19 protein-coding genes are annotated in these 21,494 nt (G+C 37.0%); 1 reads left to right on the top strand and 18 read right to left on the bottom strand.

Annotation, left to right across the window (positions count from 1 at the left end):
- The 5 genes from hemB to hemA are packed head-to-tail and all read right to left on the bottom strand — an operon-like array spanning position 1 to position 4,921.
- Positions 1-981, bottom strand: coding sequence for a porphobilinogen synthase (gene hemB / locus MKX67_RS16690; protein WP_095372380.1), 981 nt, complete (start codon positions 979-981; stop codon positions 1-3).
- 19 nt (positions 982-1,000) lie between these two features.
- Positions 1,001-1,762 (bottom strand): uroporphyrinogen-III synthase, encoded by a 762-nt coding sequence (locus MKX67_RS16695; protein WP_322909643.1) that lies wholly within the window; start codon positions 1,760-1,762, stop codon positions 1,001-1,003.
- Positions 1,759-2,694 carry a hydroxymethylbilane synthase gene (hemC, locus tag MKX67_RS16700; protein WP_095372378.1) on the bottom strand — a complete coding sequence of 312 codons (936 nt, stop codon included), beginning with the start codon at positions 2,692-2,694 and terminating at the stop codon, positions 1,759-1,761. The genes MKX67_RS16695 and hemC overlap by 4 nt, the downstream gene beginning before the upstream one ends.
- 37 nt (positions 2,695-2,731) lie before the next feature.
- The gene (gene ccsA / locus MKX67_RS16705) at positions 2,732-3,565 is read right to left on the bottom strand and encodes a cytochrome c biogenesis protein CcsA (RefSeq protein WP_322909644.1); all 834 of its coding nucleotides are present in this window, start codon (positions 3,563-3,565) and stop codon (positions 2,732-2,734) included.
- Between the two features lie 15 nt (positions 3,566-3,580).
- The gene (gene hemA, locus MKX67_RS16710) at positions 3,581-4,921 is read right to left on the bottom strand and encodes a glutamyl-tRNA reductase (protein WP_322909645.1); all 1,341 of its coding nucleotides are present in this window, start codon (positions 4,919-4,921) and stop codon (positions 3,581-3,583) included.
- Between the two features lie 238 nt (positions 4,922-5,159).
- Between hemA and MKX67_RS16715 the strand changes: the two genes are divergently transcribed.
- Positions 5,160-5,642 (top strand): DUF5668 domain-containing protein, encoded by a 483-nt coding sequence (locus tag MKX67_RS16715; RefSeq protein WP_095372375.1) that lies wholly within the window; start codon positions 5,160-5,162, stop codon positions 5,640-5,642.
- An 80-nt stretch (positions 5,643-5,722) separates the two neighbouring features.
- Here MKX67_RS16715 and MKX67_RS16720 read toward each other — a convergent pair whose 3' ends face one another.
- The 13 genes from MKX67_RS16720 to leuB form a co-directional block, all read right to left on the bottom strand.
- The gene (locus MKX67_RS16720) at positions 5,723-6,460 is read right to left on the bottom strand and encodes an amino acid ABC transporter ATP-binding protein (protein WP_307312704.1); all 738 of its coding nucleotides are present in this window, start codon (positions 6,458-6,460) and stop codon (positions 5,723-5,725) included.
- Between the two features lie 16 nt (positions 6,461-6,476).
- Positions 6,477-7,127, bottom strand: coding sequence for an amino acid ABC transporter permease (locus tag MKX67_RS16725; protein ID WP_095372373.1), 651 nt, complete (start codon positions 7,125-7,127; stop codon positions 6,477-6,479).
- Positions 7,128-7,217: 90 nt separating this feature from the next.
- A complete protein-coding gene (locus tag MKX67_RS16730; protein WP_095372372.1) occupies positions 7,218-8,000 on the bottom strand; it encodes a transporter substrate-binding domain-containing protein in 783 nt (260 codons plus the stop codon).
- A gap of 457 nt (positions 8,001-8,457) precedes the next feature.
- On the bottom strand, positions 8,458-9,039 hold the full coding sequence (yihA, locus tag MKX67_RS16735) for a ribosome biogenesis GTP-binding protein YihA/YsxC (protein ID WP_322909646.1): 582 nt from the start codon (positions 9,037-9,039) through the stop codon (positions 8,458-8,460).
- Positions 9,036-11,363 carry an endopeptidase La gene (gene lon, locus MKX67_RS16740; protein ID WP_095372370.1) on the bottom strand — a complete coding sequence of 776 codons (2,328 nt, stop codon included), beginning with the start codon at positions 11,361-11,363 and terminating at the stop codon, positions 9,036-9,038. Before lon ends, yihA begins: the two co-directional genes overlap by 4 nt.
- 246 nt (positions 11,364-11,609) lie before the next feature.
- Positions 11,610-13,292 (bottom strand): ATP-dependent protease LonB, encoded by a 1,683-nt coding sequence (gene lonB / locus MKX67_RS16745; RefSeq protein ID WP_095372369.1) that lies wholly within the window; start codon positions 13,290-13,292, stop codon positions 11,610-11,612.
- A gap of 297 nt (positions 13,293-13,589) precedes the next feature.
- On the bottom strand, positions 13,590-13,829 hold the full coding sequence (locus MKX67_RS16750) for a hypothetical protein (RefSeq protein WP_322909647.1): 240 nt from the start codon (positions 13,827-13,829) through the stop codon (positions 13,590-13,592).
- A gap of 131 nt (positions 13,830-13,960) precedes the next feature.
- Positions 13,961-15,226 carry an ATP-dependent protease ATP-binding subunit ClpX gene (gene clpX / locus MKX67_RS16755; protein WP_095372368.1) on the bottom strand — a complete coding sequence of 422 codons (1,266 nt, stop codon included), beginning with the start codon at positions 15,224-15,226 and terminating at the stop codon, positions 13,961-13,963.
- Between the two features lie 448 nt (positions 15,227-15,674).
- Entirely contained in the window at positions 15,675-16,961 is a 1,287-nt protein-coding gene (gene tig, locus MKX67_RS16760; protein ID WP_095372367.1) for a trigger factor, read from the bottom strand.
- A 158-nt stretch (positions 16,962-17,119) separates the two neighbouring features.
- The gene (locus MKX67_RS16765) at positions 17,120-18,136 is read right to left on the bottom strand and encodes a tetratricopeptide repeat protein (RefSeq protein WP_307312702.1); all 1,017 of its coding nucleotides are present in this window, start codon (positions 18,134-18,136) and stop codon (positions 17,120-17,122) included.
- A gap of 158 nt (positions 18,137-18,294) precedes the next feature.
- The gene (leuD, locus tag MKX67_RS16770; RefSeq protein ID WP_307312701.1) at positions 18,295-18,879 is read right to left on the bottom strand and encodes a 3-isopropylmalate dehydratase small subunit; all 585 of its coding nucleotides are present in this window, start codon (positions 18,877-18,879) and stop codon (positions 18,295-18,297) included.
- 12 nt (positions 18,880-18,891) lie between these two features.
- Complete coding sequence (gene leuC, locus MKX67_RS16775; RefSeq protein ID WP_095372364.1) at positions 18,892-20,307, bottom strand: 3-isopropylmalate dehydratase large subunit; 1,416 nt, start codon at positions 20,305-20,307, stop codon at positions 18,892-18,894.
- Positions 20,308-20,371: 64 nt separating this feature from the next.
- On the bottom strand, positions 20,372-21,484 hold the full coding sequence (leuB, locus tag MKX67_RS16780; RefSeq protein WP_307312699.1) for a 3-isopropylmalate dehydrogenase: 1,113 nt from the start codon (positions 21,482-21,484) through the stop codon (positions 20,372-20,374).
- Between the last annotated feature and the right edge of the window lie 10 nt (positions 21,485-21,494).

Here is a 21,494-nt window from a genome sequence, read left to right on the forward strand (position 1 = left end):
TTATTTGTGTGAGTTCATCCATTTGGCAGCATCTTTTGCATGATAAGTAATAATTAAATCACTACCAGCTCTTTTCATCCCTGTTAACATCTCAAGCACGATTCTTTCTTCGTCAATCCAGCCATTTTGTGCAGCGGCCTTTACCATCGAGTATTCGCCACTTACATTATAAGTAACAAGTGGTAAATTAATATTGTTTTTCACATCGCGAACAATATCAAGATAAGGCATCCCAGGCTTTACAATGAGGAAGTCTGCACCTTCCATTAAATCTGATTCTGCCTCTCTCATTGCTTCTAAGCGGTTTGCAGGGTCCATTTGGTATGATTTCCGATCACCAAATTGTGGTGTACTGCCAGCAGCATCCCTAAATGGTCCGTAAAAAGCAGACGCATATTTAACTGCATAAGACATAACAGGTATATGTTCAAAGCCTGCCTCATCAAGGCCCTCACGAATAGCGATTGTAAATCCATCCATCATATTAGAAGGAGCAATAATATCTGCGCCTGCTTTTGCTTGACTAATTGCTGTTTGCACAAGTAATTCTAATGAAGCGTCATTTAATATTTCGCCATTTTCAATCAAACCACAATGACCATGGTCAGTATACTCACAAAGACAAGTATCTGCAACGACCAAAATTTCTGGATACTTTTCCTTGATTAATCTTGTTGCTTCTTGGACAATTCCATGTTCATGATACGCCTGCGTACCACAAGCATCCTTTTCAAGAGGAACACCAAATAATAAAACAGATTGGATACCTAGAGATACAACCTCATCCATCTCTTCAGTTAAATGGTCTAATGATAAATTATAAATGCCTGGCATAGAAGGAATTTCTTTTTTTATGTCTTGTCCTTCTGCAACAAAAATTGGATAAATAAAATCCTCCACATGTAGATGTGTTTCTCTTACCAAATTGCGCATATTAGCTGTCCGACGTAAACGGCGATGACGATTAAATTGACTATCCATTGTACTACCTCCAACTTGATTAAGAAATGACTTTTACTACTTCCTTAATTAAATGTTTAAATGTATATATAGTTGGTACAGCATGTACCTTCAAACCGTAAAATTCTGCTCTTTTTGCAGCTATTGGTCCTATACAACCGATGATACTCTTCCTTATTTGATTCTTCAAATCATGACCCTCTACGATTTCCATAAAGTGATCAATCGTTGATGGGCTGGTAAATAATAGTATATCAATGCCATCATTCAATAAGCGACCCGTTAATAATTGTTTACTCTCATCAGGAAAAAAATTTTCATAAACGATTCGTTCAGTCACTCTATGCTTTGCTTCCATAAGCTTTTGCTTAATATAATCTCGGGCCAAGTTGCCCTTAGGCAAGAATATATTTTGTTCATCCCCTAAAATTGCTAAAAATTCAAGGGTAAAAGTTTCAGCCACAAATTCCGTTGGTATGAAATCAGCTTTCAAGTCATATTGTGATAACTTTTCAGCTGTTTTCTTTCCTATAACGGCCAACTTCGGTAAGTTTGTCTTCTGTGACACATATGTAAAAAACACCTCAACTGACACACTGCTTGTGAAAATAATCCATTGGTATTGTGTGAAATCATGGGTTTTTAAAGAATGGGCTTCTGTTGTTTCTCTAAACGAAATTAATGGGATAATTACTGGATGTCCACCAAGGGATCTGACCAAATCACCACTAGCCTCCGATTGATCTTTACTTCGGGGAATAAGGACAGACATTCCATGTAAGGCACTGTCCTCATGAATCATCCTTCGTCTAACTCCTCTTTGACAGCATCAATTAATGCTTTTGCACCTAATTCCGATAAGTTTTCTGCTACTTGATACCCTATTGTCTCAGGATCATCACCAACAACCATATCTTTATAAATCGTACGACCATCTGGAGAACCAACTAAACCAGTCAAACTTACTTCACCATTCTCAGTTAAACGTGCAAAGCCTGCAATCGGCACTTGGCAACCGCCCTCCATTTTATGAAGAAATGCACGCTCGGCAAGCACTGTTCTTTTCGTTTCCTCACAAGTGAATGCATCTAAAAGCCTTCTTAGTTCATGATCATCTTCTCTACATTCAATAGAGAGTGCACCTTGACCAACAGCTGGTAAACAAATATCTGGATCAATAAATTCTGTAACGATCTCCTTCGTCCATCCCATTCTTGATAGGCCGGCAGCAGCAAGAATAATGGCATCATATTCTTCTGTTTCTAGTTTAGCAAGACGTGTATCAATATTCCCTCGTATCCATTTAATTTCCAAATCTGGTCTTTTAGCCAAAATTTGTGAACCTCTTCTTAAACTACTTGTCCCGACAATTGCACCTGGTTTTAAGTCAGCTAATTTCACATGGCCTTTGGAAATAAGTGCATCTCGATAGTCTTCTCTTTCCGGAATACAACCAATGGTCAATCCTTCAGGTAAGACAGCTGGCATGTCCTTCATACTATGTACAGCCATGTCAATTTCCTTATCTAACATCGCTTGTTCTATTTCTTTAACGAATAGGCCTTTTCCTCCTACCTTTGAAAGGGTAACATCCAGGATTTTATCTCCTTTTGTCACAATTTCTTTTACTTCAAAATCAACTGCAGGATTCAAACGGCGTAACTGATCAATCACCCAATTCGTTTGTGTTAACGCAAGCTTACTTCTTCTTGAACCGACAATTATTTTTCTCATGACAGCCTCCCTATTCTTTAAAAACATATTCCTTTTCTTATTCATACCAGAAATGGAAAGACGATAACCTTCCAAATAAGAAAAAATTAATTAATACAACAAGGAAAGCAGCCACATTCCAAGTAGCAAGTGATTTACCACGCATTCCTCTGCCAACCTTTAAATATAAGTAAATACTATACAAAATGAGTACCAATAAGGAACCAAGCACTTTTGAATCCAACCATACCATATTTGGTAATTTCATATAAGCCCATTGTATCCCTAATATTAAACTAATCACTAACATAGGCACCCCTATACTAGCAAATAGATAAGACATTTTTTCTAGTTGTGATAAATTCGCAATTCGAATAAGCCTTGAACCCCACTTTTTCCTCTTCAACAAATCATATTGAATCAAATATAAAAGAGCAAATACAAATGACAATGAAAAAGCACCATATGAGAGAATCGCACCAATAATATGAAAAAAGAGGAGCTCAGACATCAATTGATTCGCCAGCACATCTGATTCAATCTCAATAGGAGCAAATGTATGTAAAGCCATAATAAAAAAACCAAGTACATTTGTGAAGAAAACGATAAAATCGACTTTCATAATGCGATTAATAATTAAAGAAAATGTAATAAGTACCCATGCGTAGAAGTATAAACCTTCAAATATCGTTAATACAGGGAATCTACCCGTATTCCACATATAGAGTAATAAGAATACCGTCTGTAATCCCCATACAAATGCAAGTAACCAGAAGGCGACACGATTGGCCTTCCGGTTACTTGCTAAAAAGTCAATAAAGTAGAGAAGTACACTCGCTGCATAAAGAACGACAGTAAATTCATGCAGGCGTGCCATATAGATATCAAACATGGACAGTACCCCTTTTTATGATTGAAAGGATGTCTGTTGCACCTTTACACGATCTGATTTTGGTTGTTCTTGTTTTTCGATTTGCTGGACAACAAGATCTTCTATATTAAATATTTTCACGAACAATTCTAATGCTTTATCAGCATTTTTATGTCCTGCCAATTCTTTTGCTTGTAATACAGGGTCTTTCAACATTTGGTTCACAATACTCTTCGTGTGCTTGCTAACCACTTTTCTTTCACGTTCTGTTAGGTTAGGAAGCTTTCTTTCCAAACTTTTCATTGTGTCAGCCTGAATAGCAAGAGCTTTCTCTCTTAAAGCAGAGATGACAGGTACAACACCTAGAAGTTTAAGCCATTGTTTAAATTCAACGATTTCTCCTTCGATTAATAATTGAATTTTCGCCGCTGCTTTTTTACGTTCTTGCAAATTCGCTTCAACAATACCTTCTAGATCATCAATATCATATAAGAAAACGCTATCTAAATCAGCGAGTGCTGGATCTAAATCACGTGGGACAGCAATATCGACCATAAATAATGGCTTACCTTTCCGCAATCTTTCTACATCTGCCATCATCTCTTTTGTAATCATATAACTGTTTGCACCTGTAGAAGAAATCACGATATCGGCTTCCACTAATGCACATTGTAATTCTTGCATTAATTTCGCTTGCCCTTCATAGCGGTGTGCTAAATTTTTCGCTTTCTCAAAAGTACGATTAATAACCGTAACATTCGCACCATTTGCATGAAGATGTTGTATCGCTAATTCGCCCATTTTACCTGCTCCAAGAATAAGTACTTGCTTATTCGTAATTAGACCGAATATTTTCTTAGCAAGCTCAACTGCAGCATAACTGACAGATACAGCATTTGCACCAATATCTGTTTCGGAATGTGCTTTTTTAGCAAATGTAATGGACTGCTTAAATAATTGATTGAAAATTGTTCCAGTTGTATGTTCAACTTGCGCTTGCAAAAAGCTAGAGCGAACTTGGCCCAAAATTTGAGTTTCTCCTAGAACCATTGAGTTTAATCCACTACCGACTTTAAATAAATGCTCTATCGCACCATCATGTTCATAAATAAAAAGAAAGGGCGAAAATTCATTTTGATCTATTTGAAACCAATCGGCTAAAAATTCTTTAATATAATATCTTCCTGTATGCAGTTGATCAACAACCGCATAAATTTCGGTCCGATTACATGTGGATAGAATTACATTTTCCAAGATGCTTTTCTTTTGTTGCAATGCTTGCATTGCTTCACCCAATTGAGAAGGATCGAATGTTAATCTCTCTCTAATTTCCACAGGGGCTGTTTTATAATTTAGACCAACGACCACGATATGCATTTTTAGTAGACCCCCCAAAAAAATTGCATAATTACATACATATATTATAACATTATCTTTACAAGCTTTTTCGAAAAAATGTGAACAGAGTATGAACACATATGATATGATATTTGAGTAGTATATGATTACTTTAGAACTATTATAATTTGATATTTATTATCATAAACACTCCACTATGTACAATACCAAAAATCTGCCTAATATTCAAGTGTACCTAACTGAAAGTGGTGAATAAATGAAAAGTCAACGACTATTTGCCGGTATTATCTTAGTAGGCTACGGCTGTTTCTTTCTCATCCAGCAATTACAGGTTGAGAGTTTACAATCGTTATTGACCTGGCCAGTATTACTAGCTATTACAGGTTTGGCCTTTTTAATCCAAGCATATAGCGGTAAAGAATATAATGCTATATTTCCCGGTGTGATTCTCTTTGGGTTTGGTTTACATTTCATCATTGTTGATCGTTTAAGCATATGGCCTAATCATATTGGTGCCTTTGTCCTTATTATTGCCCTTGCCTTTTTATTATATTACTTAAAAACAGGCAACGGCCTCTTGCAAGGGTTTCTTATGTTAGTATTAGCCATTACTTTATTATTTTATGAAAAAATTTCGCAATATGCAGGTAGCTACGGTGAGATCATTTCATACATAACGAAATTCTGGCCTGCTATTTTTATTATCATTGGCCTCTTTTTCCTCATTAAAAGAAAATAATCTATTAGAAACTTCCATTGAAAAAACGAACATATCTGCAAAGAAAATGTTCGTTTTTTCGTTTTAATTATTAACTCTTTTTAAAGAACAGAATCTAGGAAGCTTTTCGTTCTTTCTTCCTTTGGATGATTAAATAACTCTTCAGGATGACCGACTTCAACGATTTTACCATCATGCATATACACTGCCCAATCTGCTACTTCCCGCGCAAATCCCATTTCATGCGTGACGACAATCATCGTCATTCCTTCTTCAGCAAGTTCTTTCATTGTTGCTAACACTTCACCAACTAATTCTGGGTCTAGTGCAGAAGTTGGTTCATCAAACAGCATTACATCCGGCTTCATCGCTAATGCCCTCGCAATGGCAACACGCTGCTTTTGACCACCCGATAGTTTAGATGGATAAACATCTTTCTTATCCGATAAGCCAACTTTATCTAAGAGTACTAACGCTTGTTCCTCTGCTTCCTTTTTCGATAATTTTTTCACTTGCATCGGTGCTTCCATTATATTTTGTATGACTGTTTTATGAGGGAAAAGATGAAAGTGCTGAAACACCATTCCAACTCTCTGTCTAATTTCATTTAAGTCATGAGAGTCCTTTTCTATTACTTCACCCTCTAATGTAATTGTTCCACTATCTTTTAATTCTAGAAAGTTAAGACATCTTAGTAATGTGCTTTTACCAGAACCACTGGCACCTATTAGACAAACAACATCGCTTTCTTTTACTGTAAAATCAATATCTTTTAATACATGAAGATCACCAAAAGACTTATTTAATTTCTCTATACTAATCATAACTGATTCACTCATCTACATTCATCCCTTTCTATCGCTCACTATTAGACATTTTCTTCTCAACAAGGTTCACAATAACTGTAAATAGAAGAACAAGCACTAAATAATAGACGGCAACAATCAATAAGTAAGTCATATAATCATAATTGATTGATCCTTGTGTTGTGGCAATATTAAAGAGCTCATAGACACCTACAAACGAAGCTAGTGAAGAATCCTTTAACGCGATAATAAATTGGTTCCCGAGTGGTGGCAAAGCACGTCTGCTTGCTTGTGGTAAAATAATTCTTCGCATTGTTAAGCCTGCACTCATCCCTAGGGATCGACCTGCCTCCATTTGACCACTTTCAATAGATTGAATGGCTCCTCTAAAAATCTCTGCAATATAGGCACCATTATGGAAGGCTAAACCTAAAACAACGGACCAAAAACCGGAAATATTTAATGAAGTTAAACCGAAATAAAAGATAAAAATTTGCACAACGAGAGGTGTTCCTCTGACTAAGAAGATATAGAGGTCCGCAACCCACTCTAATACTTTCACTTTAGATATCTTTAACATTGCAAAAAAGAGACCGATAAAAATAGCAATAAAAATTGAGACTATTGTTAATTGAAAAGTTAGGAGCATTCCCTCAAAAAACATTGGGAAGGTGTCAACAAACGTTGTTAGTATGTCCATATTTCCTCCTTAAGGTAAAATGTATTTTCTCTTTAGATAGAAGAGGCGAATGCACACGCAATAAACGGAGATGCATTCGCCAACAGAAAATTATTCTTCTGATTCTACAGTAATATCTTCGCCGATATATTCCTTGCTAATTTCAGTCAAGGTTCCATCTTCATGAAGCTTCTCTAATGCATCGTTAATTTTTTCAAGTAGCTCGTCATTGTCTTTGGCTACAGCAATCGCTTGCTCACTTTTTTCTAAAAGCTGTTTTCCCTCAATATTCATACCCGCACCGATCGCTTCTTTACCTGTAACAAAATCGGTAATTACAGCATCATGCTTTCCACTAGATAAAGCCTCGAGTGCTACGACATCGCTATCATAAAACTTAATATTATCTGTAACTTCTGATACTGTTTTTTGATACGTTGTTCCTTTAGCTACAGCTACTTCAAGACCCTCTAAATCTTCTAATGTTTCTACATCACTATCCGGTCTCACATAAATTTGTGGGCCTGAATAGTAGTAAGGAATCGAGAAATCAACAGCTTGTAATCTTTCCTCTGTTATTGTATGACTAGCAACAGCGGCATCAAAACGTCCTGATTTTACACCTTCAACAATTCCACCGAATTTAAATTTTTGCTGCACTGGTTCTAGTCCTAGCTCTTTTGCAACTGCTTCTGCTACTTCAATGTCGAAACCTGTCATTGAACCATCATCTTGCGTTACACTAAATGGATTAAATTCTCCCGATGAAGCATAAGTGAATTTCCCTTCCTCTGCTAAATCCATTCCTCCACTACTCGCTTCTTCATTTGAGCCACATGCAGCTAATACAGCTACAGATGCAGCAACAATCATTCCTTTAAGTATCTTTTTCACTAGTAAAATATCCCCCTTGTATGTTCTTTTTTCATATACGCTATCAACCTTACCACTCTTACAAATTATTCTCAAAATTCATATTTTATGATATTTTGAGATATAAAACTGTAAGAAAGTCTCACACATCCCTCTTATACTCTATCCTCCTTATTAAACATGTATCCTCCTATATCATCTCTATTACTAAGTATAGCGGGAAAAGGGCTCACTTGATTCACAAGTGAAATTATGTAAACCAAAATTCACGTACATAGTCTAATTTCCCTAAATTCAGAAAAATAAACGTAAACTTCTCAAAAAATGATTAACTTTTAACTTATTTTGATAACCATTAATACTACCAAGATGAAAGATATAGCGAATTAAATCTTTAACAAAAAAAAGCGAACAAATCCGGCTTTGTCCGGTTTGTTCGCCTTTTTAAATGTTTGTTTGATTTTAACCTTGAACCCGATTACATCAATCCTTTAATAACAGCCCATGCTTCCTCTTTCCCTTTTCCTGTTTCTGAAGAGAATAAGATAAGGGAGTCACTAGGGTCAACATCAAGGGTTTCTCTCGTCACTTTAATATGTTTCTGCCATTTTGATTTTGGCACTTTATCGGCTTTTGTGGCAATAATGATACAAGGAATCTCATAATGTTTAAGGAATTCATACATCATAACATCATCTTTAGTAGGCTGATGTCTTAAATCCACAATCAGAACAACCGCTCGTAATTGATCTCGAGAAGTGAGGTAGGTCTCAATCATTTTCCCCCATGCTTCCCTTTCTTTTTTTGACACTTTTGCATAGCCATATCCTGGTACATCAACAAAATGTAAGATTTCATTAATAAGATAAAAGTTTAATGTTTGCGTTTTACCAGGCTTAGAAGATATTCTTGCTAATCCTTTACGATTCAACATTTTATTAATAAAAGAAGATTTCCCTACATTCGATCGACCTGCTAATGCGAATTCTGGTAATTCTACATCTGGATATTGCTCAGGCTTTACGGCACTGATGACAATATCTGAACTTACAACCTTCATTGTTCCACCCCGTCTACTAACGCTGCTTTAAGCACTTCATCTACATGGGATACAAGCACAAATGAAAGTTCCTCACGAATCGATTCTGGAATATCATCTATATCCTTTTCATTATCTTTCGGTAAGATAATTTTCGTTAATCCCGCTCGATGAGCACTTAGTGATTTCTCCTTTAATCCCCCGATAGGTAAGACACGACCACGCAACGTTACTTCACCTGTCATTCCTACTTCTCTTCTAATTGGTACACCGGTTAATGCTGAAACAAGTGCAGTAGTCATTGTGATTCCTGCAGATGGACCATCTTTAGGGACAGCCCCTTCTGGAACATGAATATGAATATCGAATTTCTCATGAAAATTCTCATCAATCCCTAATTCCTTCGCATTTGAACGCACATAACTAAAAGCTGCTTGAGCGGATTCTTTCATCACATCACCAAGTTTACCAGTTAAGACTAACTTGCCTTTACCTTTTGATAAAGAGACTTCGATTTGAAGTGTATCTCCGCCTACAGTTGTATAAGCAAGTCCTGTAGCGATACCGACTTGATCCTCTAATTCCGCTTGGCCGTATCTAAAACGTTTCTTACCTAAGAAATCTTCAAGGGATTTCGCCGTAACTACAACTCTTTTTTTCGTCTCTGATACAATAATCTTTGCCGTTTTTCTACAAATACCAGCCAGTTGACGTTCTAAACTCCTAACACCAGCTTCTCTTGTATAATAGCGGACAACACCTTGAACAGCATCATCTCTCACTTGCAATTGAGATTTCGAAAGACCATGCTCTTTAATTTGTTTTGGCAGAAGATGGTCCTTGGCAATATGAAGCTTCTCATGTTCTGTATAACCAGCAATTGAAATAACTTCCATGCGATCTAATAATGGTCCTGGAATTGTACTTAAATTGTTAGCCGTAGCAATGAACATAACCTTCGATAAATCATACGTCTCTTCAATATAGTGATCACTGAAGTTATGATTTTGCTCAGGATCTAATACTTCAAGCATTGCTGATGAAGGGTCTCCACGAAAATCATTAGACATTTTATCAATCTCATCTAATAAAAATACTGGATTGACTGTTCCTGCTTTTTTCATTCCCTGGATCACTCTACCAGGCATTGCACCAACATATGTTCTTCGATGGCCGCGAATTTCTGATTCATCACGGACACCGCCTAAAGATACCCGGACAAAATTACGGTTGAGTGAGGAGGCGATTGATTTCGCGAGACTTGTTTTCCCTACACCCGGAGGTCCAACGAGACAGAGGATAGGGCCTTTTAAAGAGTTCGTTAACTGTTGAACCGCCAAATACTCAAGCACTCTCTCTTTTACTTTCTCTAAACCATAATGATCTCGATCAAGGATTTTCTCTGCTTTGTTGATGTTTAAATCATCGACCGTTTCTTTAGACCAAGGTATAGCTAATAACCAATCGATATAATTACGAATAACAGAGCTCTCTGCCGAACTAGAAGGAACCTTTTCGTAACGATTTAACTCTTTTAATGCAGTATTTTCTACATTACTAGGCATATTTGCTTCTGTGATTTTCGCTTTTAAATCTGCAATTTCTCCTGTTTTACCTTCTTTATCGCCTAATTCGGTTTGAATGGCTTTCATCTGTTCACGCAAATAATATTCTTTCTGCGTTCTTTCCATCGATTTCTTTACCCGATTACCGATTTTCTTTTCTAAATTAAGCACTTCTTTTTCGTTATGAATAATGCTGATCACACGATTCAAACGATCTTTTATATTAATCGTCTCCAAGATTTCCTGTTTCTCTTTAAGTTTTAAAGGAAGATGAGAAGCAATAATATCAGCTAAACGACCGGGTTCTTCAATATCTGTAACAGATGTAAATGTTTCTGTTGATATTTTTTTAGATACTTTTATGTATTGTTCAAAATGACTTAAAAGAGTACGCATTAATGCTTGGTCTTCTACATCGCGAGATTCAGGCTCTTCGAATGCTTCCACTTTTACTGAAAAATAGTCTTCATCATCTAAAACCTCTGCTATTTTTGCACGTTTAAGTCCTTCTACTAGTACACGAATCGTACCATTTGGCAATTTGAGCATTTGTTTTACCCGAGTAAGAGTACCTAAATGATATAATTCATTGCTGTCAGGCTCATCTATAGAAATGTCCTTTTGTGTTGTTAAAAAGATTAAATGGTCATCTACCATTGCTTTTTCAAGTGCTTGTACTGATTTATCACGACCTACATCTAAGTGCAGGACCATTGTAGGATAAACGAGCAAACCTCGAAGCGGCAGGAGGGGGACGATGATCTCTTTCTTATTCGTCATATACTTGCACCTCCAAAATGCATATGTATCAAGATTTCAATTCATTTTCTTTGTACAATTTTATCTTATTTACTTCACAGTGTCGACTTTTTTAATCTAGTTCCTTTGCTAAAAGAGTTAAAAAGTACAACCGTTTTGTTTGTTTTCTTCATTTCTCGCTTGACAATTACTTATTTCATTCCCTATTTATAGGACTTTAAAACGAAAGGAATAAAAACTCCGGCAGCTGTTGCCGAAGTTATTACCTTACATACTTTCCTTTTTAGCAAGATCAATCGTTGACGCATCTAGTGGTGAAATTAACGGCTTTTCATGTTGATATTCTTTGTGGAGGGCGCACTCGAACACCTCATTCAACGTTTTAACGGTAACAATATGAATTCCTTCCACTTCATTTAATATCGATTGCATATTCTCTTCAGGGATAATAACGGTTTTTGCTCCAGCTTTTTTAGCAGCTTTTACTTTTGGATATACGCCGCCAATAGGCTTAACGGCACCATGAATACTAATTTCTCCTGTCATTGCCACTGTATTGTCTATCGGATGTTTATAAATAGCTGAATATATACCTGTAGCCATTGCAATCCCAGCAGATGGGCCATCAATCGGTACACCACCAGGGAAGTTCACATGAATATCATAATCATCTGCAGGTACGCCCATTGAGCGAAGAACTGTAATCACATTCTCAATTGAGCCACGTGCCATACTCTTTCTTCGAATCGATTTTCCTTGTCCGCCAATACTTTCTTCTTCTACAATTCCTGTAATATTAATTGATCCTTTTTCTTTAGCAGGAATCACAGTAACTTCAATCTCTAATAAAGCACCAGAATTAGGTCCATGAACAGCCAAGCCATTAACTAAACCAACCTTTGCTGTTTCTCCGATTTTTCTTTCCATTCTCGGCACTAACTGACTTGATTGAATCACCCACTCGACATCTTCGTCCTTAATATAATCGCGCTCTTCTTGTATTGCTAGACTCGCTGTCGTTTGTACTAAGTTGACTGATTCACGACCGTTTCTTGCATAAGATGCTAATGTTTGTAAAGCTTGTTCACTTATTTTTAAGTTCACTTTATCAGCTGCTTTTTTAGCAACTTCTGCGATTTCTTCTTCTGTTAATTCCCGGAAAAACACTTCCATACAACGGGAACGAATAGCTGGAGGCAATTCGTTAGGTGTTCTTGTAGTGGCACCCACTAACCGAAAATCTGCCGGTAAACCATTTTTAAAGATATCATGTATATGAGAAGGAATTTGCATATTTTCCTCATTATAATAAGCGCTTTCGAGGTATACTTTGCGATCTTCCAACACTTTTAACAACTTATTCATCTGAATAGAATGTAACTCTCCAATTTCATCTATAAACAAGACCCCACCATGGGCATTTGTGACTGCTCCTTGTTTTGGTTGTGGGATTCCTGCCTGCCCCATCGCTCCTGCCCCTTGATAAATGGGATCATGTACAGATCCAATAAGAGGATCTGCAATTCCTCTCTCATCAAAACGAGCGGTTGTCGCATCTAGTTCAATAAAGACGGAGGATGGTTTAAATGGTGATTTTTGATTTTTCTTTGCTTCTTCTAATACTAATCTGGCTGCAGCTGTTTTACCTACTCCAGGAGGCCCATAAATGATGACATGCTGGGGATTTGGTCCACAAAGTGCCGCTTTAAGTGATTTTATGCCATCTTCTTGACCTACAATATCATCAAAGGTCGCTGGCCTAACTTTCTCTGACAGAGGTTCTGACAGTTTAATTGACCTCATCTTCTTTAATTGATCCATTTCTTTACGAGACTCTCTATCAATAGAGACTTTTTGAGTACGTTGGTTTTTAAGTAAGTTCCAAAAATAAAGCCCAATAACAATCCCAAAAAATAGCTGTACAAACAATGCAATTCCCGTCCAACTCATCCTATTCCCTCCTGAACATTTTCTTGCTGTTAATGGATAGTATCTCCTGCGCAAAGTTGGAATAAACAAGAATTTTAAATTCAATAAGAGGAAGCTTATGGTTGTTTTAGCATTTATTATAGGCGAATTATTTAGTAAAAAAGGAAATCAATGAAAATAAGTTTCACTTTTTGTTAAGCTGTGATTGAGCTACACAAAAAAGTGGTTGTTTTCATCTTCTACTTTACCTAGAGTTATAAACCTCAATCGTACGATAATTAACAAGTTTTACTATTTTTGATGATTTCCTATTTTACGTTAAAAGAACACACAGCTTACCTTGACTGAAAGGTATTTTTGGGGTCCTCTTTTTCGAGTGAGTTGTTTTTGCTCTGCTAGCTTTGTGGTTTTCACGTTGGATGTACGAGGAAATCGGCTTTGTTCTGCTATCTTTGGTATTTTCTTTTTGGATGTACGAGCTAATTGACTTTGTTCTGCTATCTTTGACATTTCTACACGAGCTAATCGACTTACCCCTGCTATCTTTGCGATTTCCACTCTACAACTACGAGCAACTACCGTTTACTCCATAATGGGGCGAAATCACTTATCTTTTTTCTCTATCCCTTCAACCTTTTTGCTGGAGGTAATAGAAAAGGAACTAAACCGTAGTTTAGTTCCTTTCAAACTTATGCAGACGTTTTTCTTTCTTCTTTCACAATTGTACCGTCTTCAAGTAATAACTTTGGTGAACCATTCTCAAGGACTGTATCTTTTGTAATGATACATTTTTTAATGTCTTCACGAGAAGGTAAATCAAACATGACATCAAGCATAATTCCTTCAATAATTGAACGTAATCCACGGGCACCTGTTTTTCTTTCAATTGCTTTCTTAGCAATTTCAATTAGTGCTTCATCCTCGAATTCTAACTCAACATCATCTAATTCAAGCATTTTTTGGAATTGTTTTACTAAAGCATTTTTCGGCTTTGTTAAAATTTCAATTAATGCTTCTTCATCTAATGGTGTTAAGCTTGCAATAACCGGTAGACGACCAATAAATTCAGGAATTAAACCGAAACGCAATAAGTCCTCTGGTAAAACCTTAGATAGTAACTCATGTTGTTCAAGTTCTTTCTGCTTATTATCCGAACCGAAACCGATCACTTTTTGACCTAAACGGCGTTTAATGATTTGTTCGATACCGTCGAAGGCACCACCACAAATAAATAAAATGTTCGTCGTATCAATTTGAATAAATTCTTGATGCGGATGTTTTCTTCCACCTTGTGGAGGTACGCTGGCAACAGTGCCTTCAAGAATTTTCAATAATGCTTGTTGCACACCTTCACCAGATACATCTCTTGTAATCGACGGATTTTCTGACTTACGGGCCACTTTATCAATCTCATCGATATAAATAATTCCTTTTTCAGCTTTTTCCACGTCATAGTCAGCAGATTGGATAAGCTTTAGGAGAATGTTCTCAACATCTTCACCAACATAACCTGCTTCTGTTAACGAAGTCGCATCTGCAATTGCGAATGGTACATTTAGAATTCTTGCTAATGTTTGGGCTAGTAATGTTTTACCACTTCCTGTTGGCCCAATCATTGCAATATTACTTTTTGCCAGTTCTACATCATCTACTTTACTGTTCGAATTAATTCGTTTGTAATGATTGTAAACTGCCACAGCTAGGTTTTTCTTTGCTTGGTCTTGACCAATTACATATTCATCGAGAATGTCGCGAATCTCGGACGGCTTTGGCACATCCTTAAATTCAACTTCTTCCTCTGTTCCAAGTTCTTCTTCCACAATCTCGGTGCATAATTCAATACATTCGTCACAAATGTAAACACCAGGACCAGCTACTAGCTTACGAACTTGATCTTGTGTTTTCCCACAGAAGGAACACTTTAATTGACCTTTTTCATCATTAAATTTAAACAAATCCTTCACCCCTTGATCAAACTTCTAAGCGATATATCTTCTGCGAACTTTTGTTTATCATTAGCTAAATATTTGAGCCAATTCACTCGCCAGTTCTTATTAAAAACGCTTGATAAAAACTAACCTTTAAGTTATGTATTGCATTGTAACACACTTCAGCAAAAGACAGGAAATAATAACACTTACCTCTAAGTTATGTACGTAATACGTTATTCATGATTCGCAGAAGGAAATCACTCAATAAAACTTGTACTTCCATAAGCATGTCCATTTTTATGCCCATCCATAAGTGGAATTTTTTTCAGGCAGTTATGTATGTGATAAGGTATCCTGCTTTTGCCGTACTGCTATTATGTAATATCTTAAATTGTAGAAAACAAGGCACGATGTGATCGCGCCTTGTTATGTGTAAGTTCCGGGTTGCTACCGTTACTTTGTTATATTCATTTTAAACAGTTTTACTATTTTCTACAAGTAAATCGATTGCTTTTTTCGCTTTAATATCAGATTGTAAACCATCAAGGCTACCACCCAGCGCCATTTGAATATTTTCAGCTGTCATATTATACATTTCAGCCATTTTATTTACTTCTTCGTTTATTTCATCTTCAGAAACTTCGATGTTTTCTGCAGCAGCAATTGCTTCAAGAGTTAAGTTAATGCGCACGCGCTTCTCTGCGTCAACTTTCATTTGCTCACGTAATGCAGACTCATCTTGTCCAGAGAATTGATAATAAAGCTCAAGGTTCATACCTTGCATTTGTAAACGTTGTTCGAATTCTTGCATCATGCGATCTAATTCAGTATCAACCATTGCAGCTGGAATATCAATTGTTGTGTTTTCTGCTGCTTTTTCTACTACAGAATCACGCACATGGTGCTCTGCTTCATGGTTTTTACTATCAACTAGTTGTTTCTTCGTTTTTTCTTTTAGTGCATCTAATGTTTCAACTTCTTCATCTACATCTTTAGCGAATTCATCATCTAATGCAGGAAGTTCTTTTGTTTTGATTTCATGTACAGTCGTTTTGAATACTGCTTTTTTACCCGCAAGCTCAGCAGCATGGTATTCTTCTGGGAACGTAACATTTACTTCTTTAGATTCACCAGCAGAAACACCAATTAATTCTTCTTCAAAACCTGGAATGAATTGTCCAGAACCAAGTTCTAATGAGAAGTTGTCACCTTTTCCACCTTCGAATGCTTCTCCATCAACGAAACCTTCAAAGTCGATAACAACTGTATCACCTTGTTCTGCTGTACCTTCTTCTTTAACAACAAGCTCAGCTTGTTTTTCTTGTAGGCCTTTTAATTCGTTTTCTACATCTTCATCCGTTACTTCTGTATCGAATTTTTCTACTTCAAGGCCTTTATATTCGCCAAGTTCTACTTCAGGTTTTACAGTTACTTTCGCAGTGAAAATAAGCGCTTTACCTTTTTCGATTTGTTCTACATCGATTTCAGGACGATCAACTGGCTCAATGCCTGTTTCATCAATTGCATTTGCATACGCTTCTGGTAAAAGAAAATCTACTGCATCTTGGTATAAAGACTCAACACCAAAGCGTTTTTCAAATAGGCTGCGAGGCATTTTACCTTTTCTGAAGCCAGGAACATTTACTTGTTTAACTACTTTTTTAAATGCAGCGTCTAAACCTTCGTTTAACTTCTCTGCATCTACTTCAATTGTAAGAACCCCTTGGTTCCCTTCTAACTTTTCAAATTTAGCAGACATACTATTATTTCCCTCCAAAATCTATGATCATTTCATTCACAGCAAATAGAATGAATATGTCTAATCGATTATTCATTTATATAAGGTGAATCAGCTTTCTATCCACATAATACAACCATTATATTATAACATAACGTCTCTAGCTTTCAACAATGAGACTATATTTTAGGATAAGAAAATTCTTCTATTGCTTCAATATAAGTAATAGCTGCATGATAATCCTCTTCTTCGACACAATATTTCTCAAGCATCTCATCCACAGCAAGGTCCATCCCTAGGTAATCAATCGCAAGAGTATGATAAGCTGCAGACCATGTTTCAATAGAAAAAGGTTCTAATTCTATCGGATACATGAGAAATAAATGACGGTTCACAAGAGATGCAGCATGTTCAAGTAAAATGGGGTCATCTTGCTCCATTTTTTCTTCTAACACTTTGAGCATTTCAATCCTTTGTTGGAAATGCTCAAAGTCAGGCAAGTGTGCAGGAACAAAACTTTTTATATTACCCATTTTTTCAACAATAACTTCCTTATTATATAGATGCTGTTTTAACACATCGAGAAGTAATGTCTTAAAAAAGGGATGTCCCTCCTCAGATCGTAAATAGGAAAGGATTTCTTTTACATTGTGCACAATATTCTTTTCTGCCAATTCTTTAGCGAGCATCATCTGCTCTTGTTGATCTTTTATTTCAAAAAGCTGTAGGTGATTTTCCGAGCCGTCCTCTACCTCACTGGATTTTATGTCTGCTTCAGCCATTCTACGGCTGAATTCTAATAACCGACTAAAATGTTCAAATTTTTCATGAGGTACTTTGTTCTCTTCAAATAAGTATTCAATAGTGGTCACAATTTCATCGTAGCGATGTAATTGTACTAAAATCATCAAATACATATCTACCACTTGAAGGTAGTCACCTATCCCATTATGGAGCATGTATTCCGCTTGTTTTTGCGCATGTTGTAATTGACCTGATTCAAAAAAGGCAAGCACAAGACCCGTTTGAATATCTTCATCCTTATCATTTAGCTCTGAAGCTTCTGTTAAGAAATCTACTGCCTCTTGAAACTCCCTACGGTGTAAAGCCTCTAACCCTTTCTCTAATAAACGTCTATCTAAAAAGGGAAAGGGAATCACTTTATTTTTTTTGTCATCACGATTATGTTTTGTCATTTTGCCTACGTCCCTTTAATTCCTTATTTAGAGGTAAGTGTAGCATGAAAAGAGAAAAATGCAAAAGGATTGTGCGATTGAGAGGTTCAGCGGAAAAACTTCATAAAAAATGAGCCCTATATACAATGCATACGGGCTCACAAGTAATGATTTATTTACTATCTTAATGCTTGTTCATATGCAGTGATGTGATCATCTAATTGCAAGGTAATTTCAATTTCATCCCACCCATTCATTAGCATCGTTTTCCAATAAGCATCAATTTCAAATGATACTTGGAACCCTGCTTCATCACCAATCGTTTGCTTCTCTAGATTCACTTCTAATTGATAAGGCTGTTGTTTGCCTTTTTCAAGTAATTGCACAATTTGCTCCTTTGGTAACGCAATCGGTAACACACCATTTTTCAGGCAATTTTGATGAAAAATATCTGCGAAGGATGGTGCTAATATCACTTTGAACCCATAATCTAGGAGGGCCCATGGTGCATGCTCCCTAGATGACCCGCAACCGAAATTCTCATTTGCAATTAAAATCGATGCATGTTGATTTTCATCTTGATTCAATTCAAATGTTGGGTTTAAACTACCATCTGCCATATAACGCCAGTCATAGAACAAAAATTGACCAAAGCCCGTTTTTTCAATTCGTTTTAGAAATTGCTTAGGAATAATCTGATCTGTATCTACATTGGCACGGTCAAAAGCAATCGCTTTATCCTTTAAAGTTTTAAATCCAGTCATCTACTCCGCTCCCTATCTTACTGGTTGTCTTTCAACCATTTTTCTAACATCGACAAAATGACCATGAATAGCTGCTGCTGCAGCCATAATTGGACTGACTAAATGAGTTCTCGCTCCAGATCCTTGCCGACCCTCAAAATTCCGATTAGATGTGGAAGCACAATGTTCACCGCTAGGGACAATATCATTATTCATACTCAAACACATACTGCAACCCGAATCTCTCCATTCAAACCCAGCTTCTCTAAAAATTTCATCCAGACCTTCTTCTTCTGCAAGCGACTTGACCGTTTGTGAACCTGGCACAACTAGTGCACGCACATCAGGATGAACTTTATTGCCTTTGATTACAGAAGCAGCCTCACGTAGATCTTCTAGTCGTGAATTGGTACAAGAACCGATAAATACATGTTGAATCTGAATATCTTCTATTTTCTGTCCTTCCTTTAGTCCCATGTATTTAAGCGCACTCTCAAGTGATTTCTTTTCCACGGCTGTTTCATAATCACTTGATGTAGGAATTGAATCAGTAACTTTAGATGTCATCGCTGGGTTTGTCCCCCAGCTAACCATTGGGGCAATATTAGCTGCATCAATAGTAATCACACGATCATAAGTTGCATCTTCATCCGACACTAATGATCTCCATTTTGTCACTAGCTCTTCAAAGGCATCCCCTGTTGGGACATACTTACGTCCTCTTAAGTAAGAAAATGTTGTTTCATCAGGGTTCACTAATCCCGCCCTCGCGCCACCTTCTATCGACATATTACAAATCGTCATCCGCTCTTCCATTGACATATGAGCAATAACTTCTCCCGTATATTCAATGACATGTCCTGTTCCAAAATCAAACCCATACTGAGAAAGGACATAAAGGATAACATCTTTTGCTGATACACCTTGTTGCCTTTTTCCATTGATTTCGATTTTTAACGTTTTCGGTTTTTGGCGCCAGATGGTTTGTGTGGCTAACACATGCTCCACCTCACTTGTACCGATACCGAATGCAATCGAGCCGAATGCACCGTGTGTGGATGTATGACTATCGCCACATACAATTGTCATCCCTGGTTGCGTTAGGCCTAATTCCGGACCAATGACATGAACAATTCCTTGGTCTGGATGATCAATTCCTGCTAGTGGTACTTGGAACTCTTCACAGTTTTTTTCTAGTGTTGTCATCTGGTTTAATGCAATCTTATCATTGATGACTTTACGATTATCTGTTGGGATATTATGATCCATCGTAGCGAAGGTTTTATCTGGTCTTCTAACCGTTCTTCCTTTCATTCTTAGGCCAGAAAACGCTTGAGGCGATGTCACTTCATGCACTAAATGCAGATCTATATACAATAAGTCCGGTTTTCCCTCTTCTTGATGAACAATATGTTGTTTCCATATTTTCTCTATAATTGATTGCCCCATTAATATTCACACCTTTCTAAAAGAAACACGGACCCACAATAGGGCCGTGTCCCTTCTTCATTATTTAAGCGTACGCACCCATAATATGCATAATGGCTTCATTATCAAGTAGCATCGCTTTTACTTCCGCAATCATTTCTGTTGTCGATGTCACTTGTTGGCCGAACTCCGCAATATCACTCGTTCTAAAGCCTGCATCTAACACTTGCTTTACAGCACGTTCTACTTCATTCGCTTCTGTTTCTAACCCGAACGATTCACGAAGCATCATTGCAGCAGATAAAATCATTGCTAACGGATTGGCCACGTTTTTCCCAGCGATATCAGGTGCCGAACCATGAATCGGTTCAAATAAATATGGACCATTCTCAGATAAACTAGCAGATGGTAGCATACCTAATGAACCGGTTAAAACGGAAGCCTCATCACTTAAAATATCACCAAACATATTCTCGGTTACGACAACATCAAACTGTTTAGGATTTGTCACCATCTGCATCGCCGCATTGTCAACTAACATATGCTCAAGATACACATGGGGATAATCTTTTGCCACTTCCTCTGCTGTTTCCCTCCACATCCTACTTGATTCAAGCACGTTTGCTTTATCAATAGATGTAACTTTTTTTCTTCTCTTATCTGCTAAAATAAACGCTTTTTCGATTACTCGCTTCATTTCTGCTTTTTTATAAAATAATGTATCGACTACCGCAGACTCCCCGTTAGCATCCATACGTTCACTCGGTTGACCAAAATATAATCCGCCAGTTAATTCGCGTACCATCAATAAGTCTACACCTTGGATCACTTCATCTTTTAGAGGAGAAGATTTCGCCAAACTTTCAAAATAAGTTGTTGGACGAAGATTGGCATATAGATTAAGCTCTTTACGGATTTGTAATAACCCTCTCTCCGGACGGATATCAGGATTTACTTGATCCCATTTAGGACCACCCACTGCTCCTAAAAGAATCGCATCGCTTTCTTTGCAAAGTTGAATGGTTTCTTCCGGAAGTGGTTTGCCTTTTTCATCAATCGCATGGCCGCCAATCATACCATAAGCAAATTCAAATTGGTGATTATAGCGCTCTCCGACTGCTTGGAGAATTTCAACTGCTCCCTTTGCAACTTCTTTCCCGATCCCGTCTCCTGGTAGTACAGCGATACGTTTTTTCATCTTTTATCCC

The organism is Cytobacillus sp. FSL W7-1323 (assembly GCF_038595015.1).
GTDB lineage: Bacteria > Bacillota > Bacilli > Bacillales > Cytobacillaceae > Cytobacillus > Cytobacillus kochii.

Bases quoted from the DNA above. Each gene is read 5' to 3' on its own strand.
- hemB (WP_095372380.1), bottom strand. From the start codon at position 981: ATGGATAGTCAATTTAATCGTCATCGCCGTTTACGTCGGACAGCTAAT.
- MKX67_RS16695 (WP_322909643.1), bottom strand. From the start codon at position 1,762: ATGATTCATGAGGACAGTGCCTTACATGGAATGTCTGTCCTTATTCCC.
- hemC (WP_095372378.1), bottom strand. From the start codon at position 2,694: ATGAGAAAAATAATTGTCGGTTCAAGAAGAAGTAAGCTTGCGTTAACA.
- ccsA (WP_322909644.1), bottom strand. From the start codon at position 3,565: ATGTTTGATATCTATATGGCACGCCTGCATGAATTTACTGTCGTTCTT.
- hemA (WP_322909645.1), bottom strand. From the start codon at position 4,921: ATGCATATCGTGGTCGTTGGTCTAAATTATAAAACAGCCCCTGTGGAA.
- MKX67_RS16715 (WP_095372375.1), top strand. From the start codon at position 5,160: ATGAAAAGTCAACGACTATTTGCCGGTATTATCTTAGTAGGCTACGGC.
- MKX67_RS16720 (WP_307312704.1), bottom strand. From the start codon at position 6,460: ATGAGTGAATCAGTTATGATTAGTATAGAGAAATTAAATAAGTCTTTT.
- MKX67_RS16725 (WP_095372373.1), bottom strand. From the start codon at position 7,127: ATGGACATACTAACAACGTTTGTTGACACCTTCCCAATGTTTTTTGAG.
- yihA (WP_322909646.1), bottom strand. From the start codon at position 9,039: ATGAAGGTTGTAAGTTCAGATATTGTCATCAGTGCCGTAAAGCCTGAG.
- lon (WP_095372370.1), bottom strand. From the start codon at position 11,363: ATGACGAATAAGAAAGAGATCATCGTCCCCCTCCTGCCGCTTCGAGGT.
- lonB (WP_095372369.1), bottom strand. From the start codon at position 13,292: ATGAGTTGGACGGGAATTGCATTGTTTGTACAGCTATTTTTTGGGATT.
- tig (WP_095372367.1), bottom strand. From the start codon at position 16,961: ATGTCTGCTAAATTTGAAAAGTTAGAAGGGAACCAAGGGGTTCTTACA.
- MKX67_RS16765 (WP_307312702.1), bottom strand. From the start codon at position 18,136: ATGACAAAACATAATCGTGATGACAAAAAAAATAAAGTGATTCCCTTT.
- leuD (WP_307312701.1), bottom strand. From the start codon at position 18,879: ATGACTGGATTTAAAACTTTAAAGGATAAAGCGATTGCTTTTGACCGT.
- leuC (WP_095372364.1), bottom strand. From the start codon at position 20,307: ATGGGGCAATCAATTATAGAGAAAATATGGAAACAACATATTGTTCAT.
- leuB (WP_307312699.1), bottom strand. From the start codon at position 21,484: ATGAAAAAACGTATCGCTGTACTACCAGGAGACGGGATCGGGAAAGAA.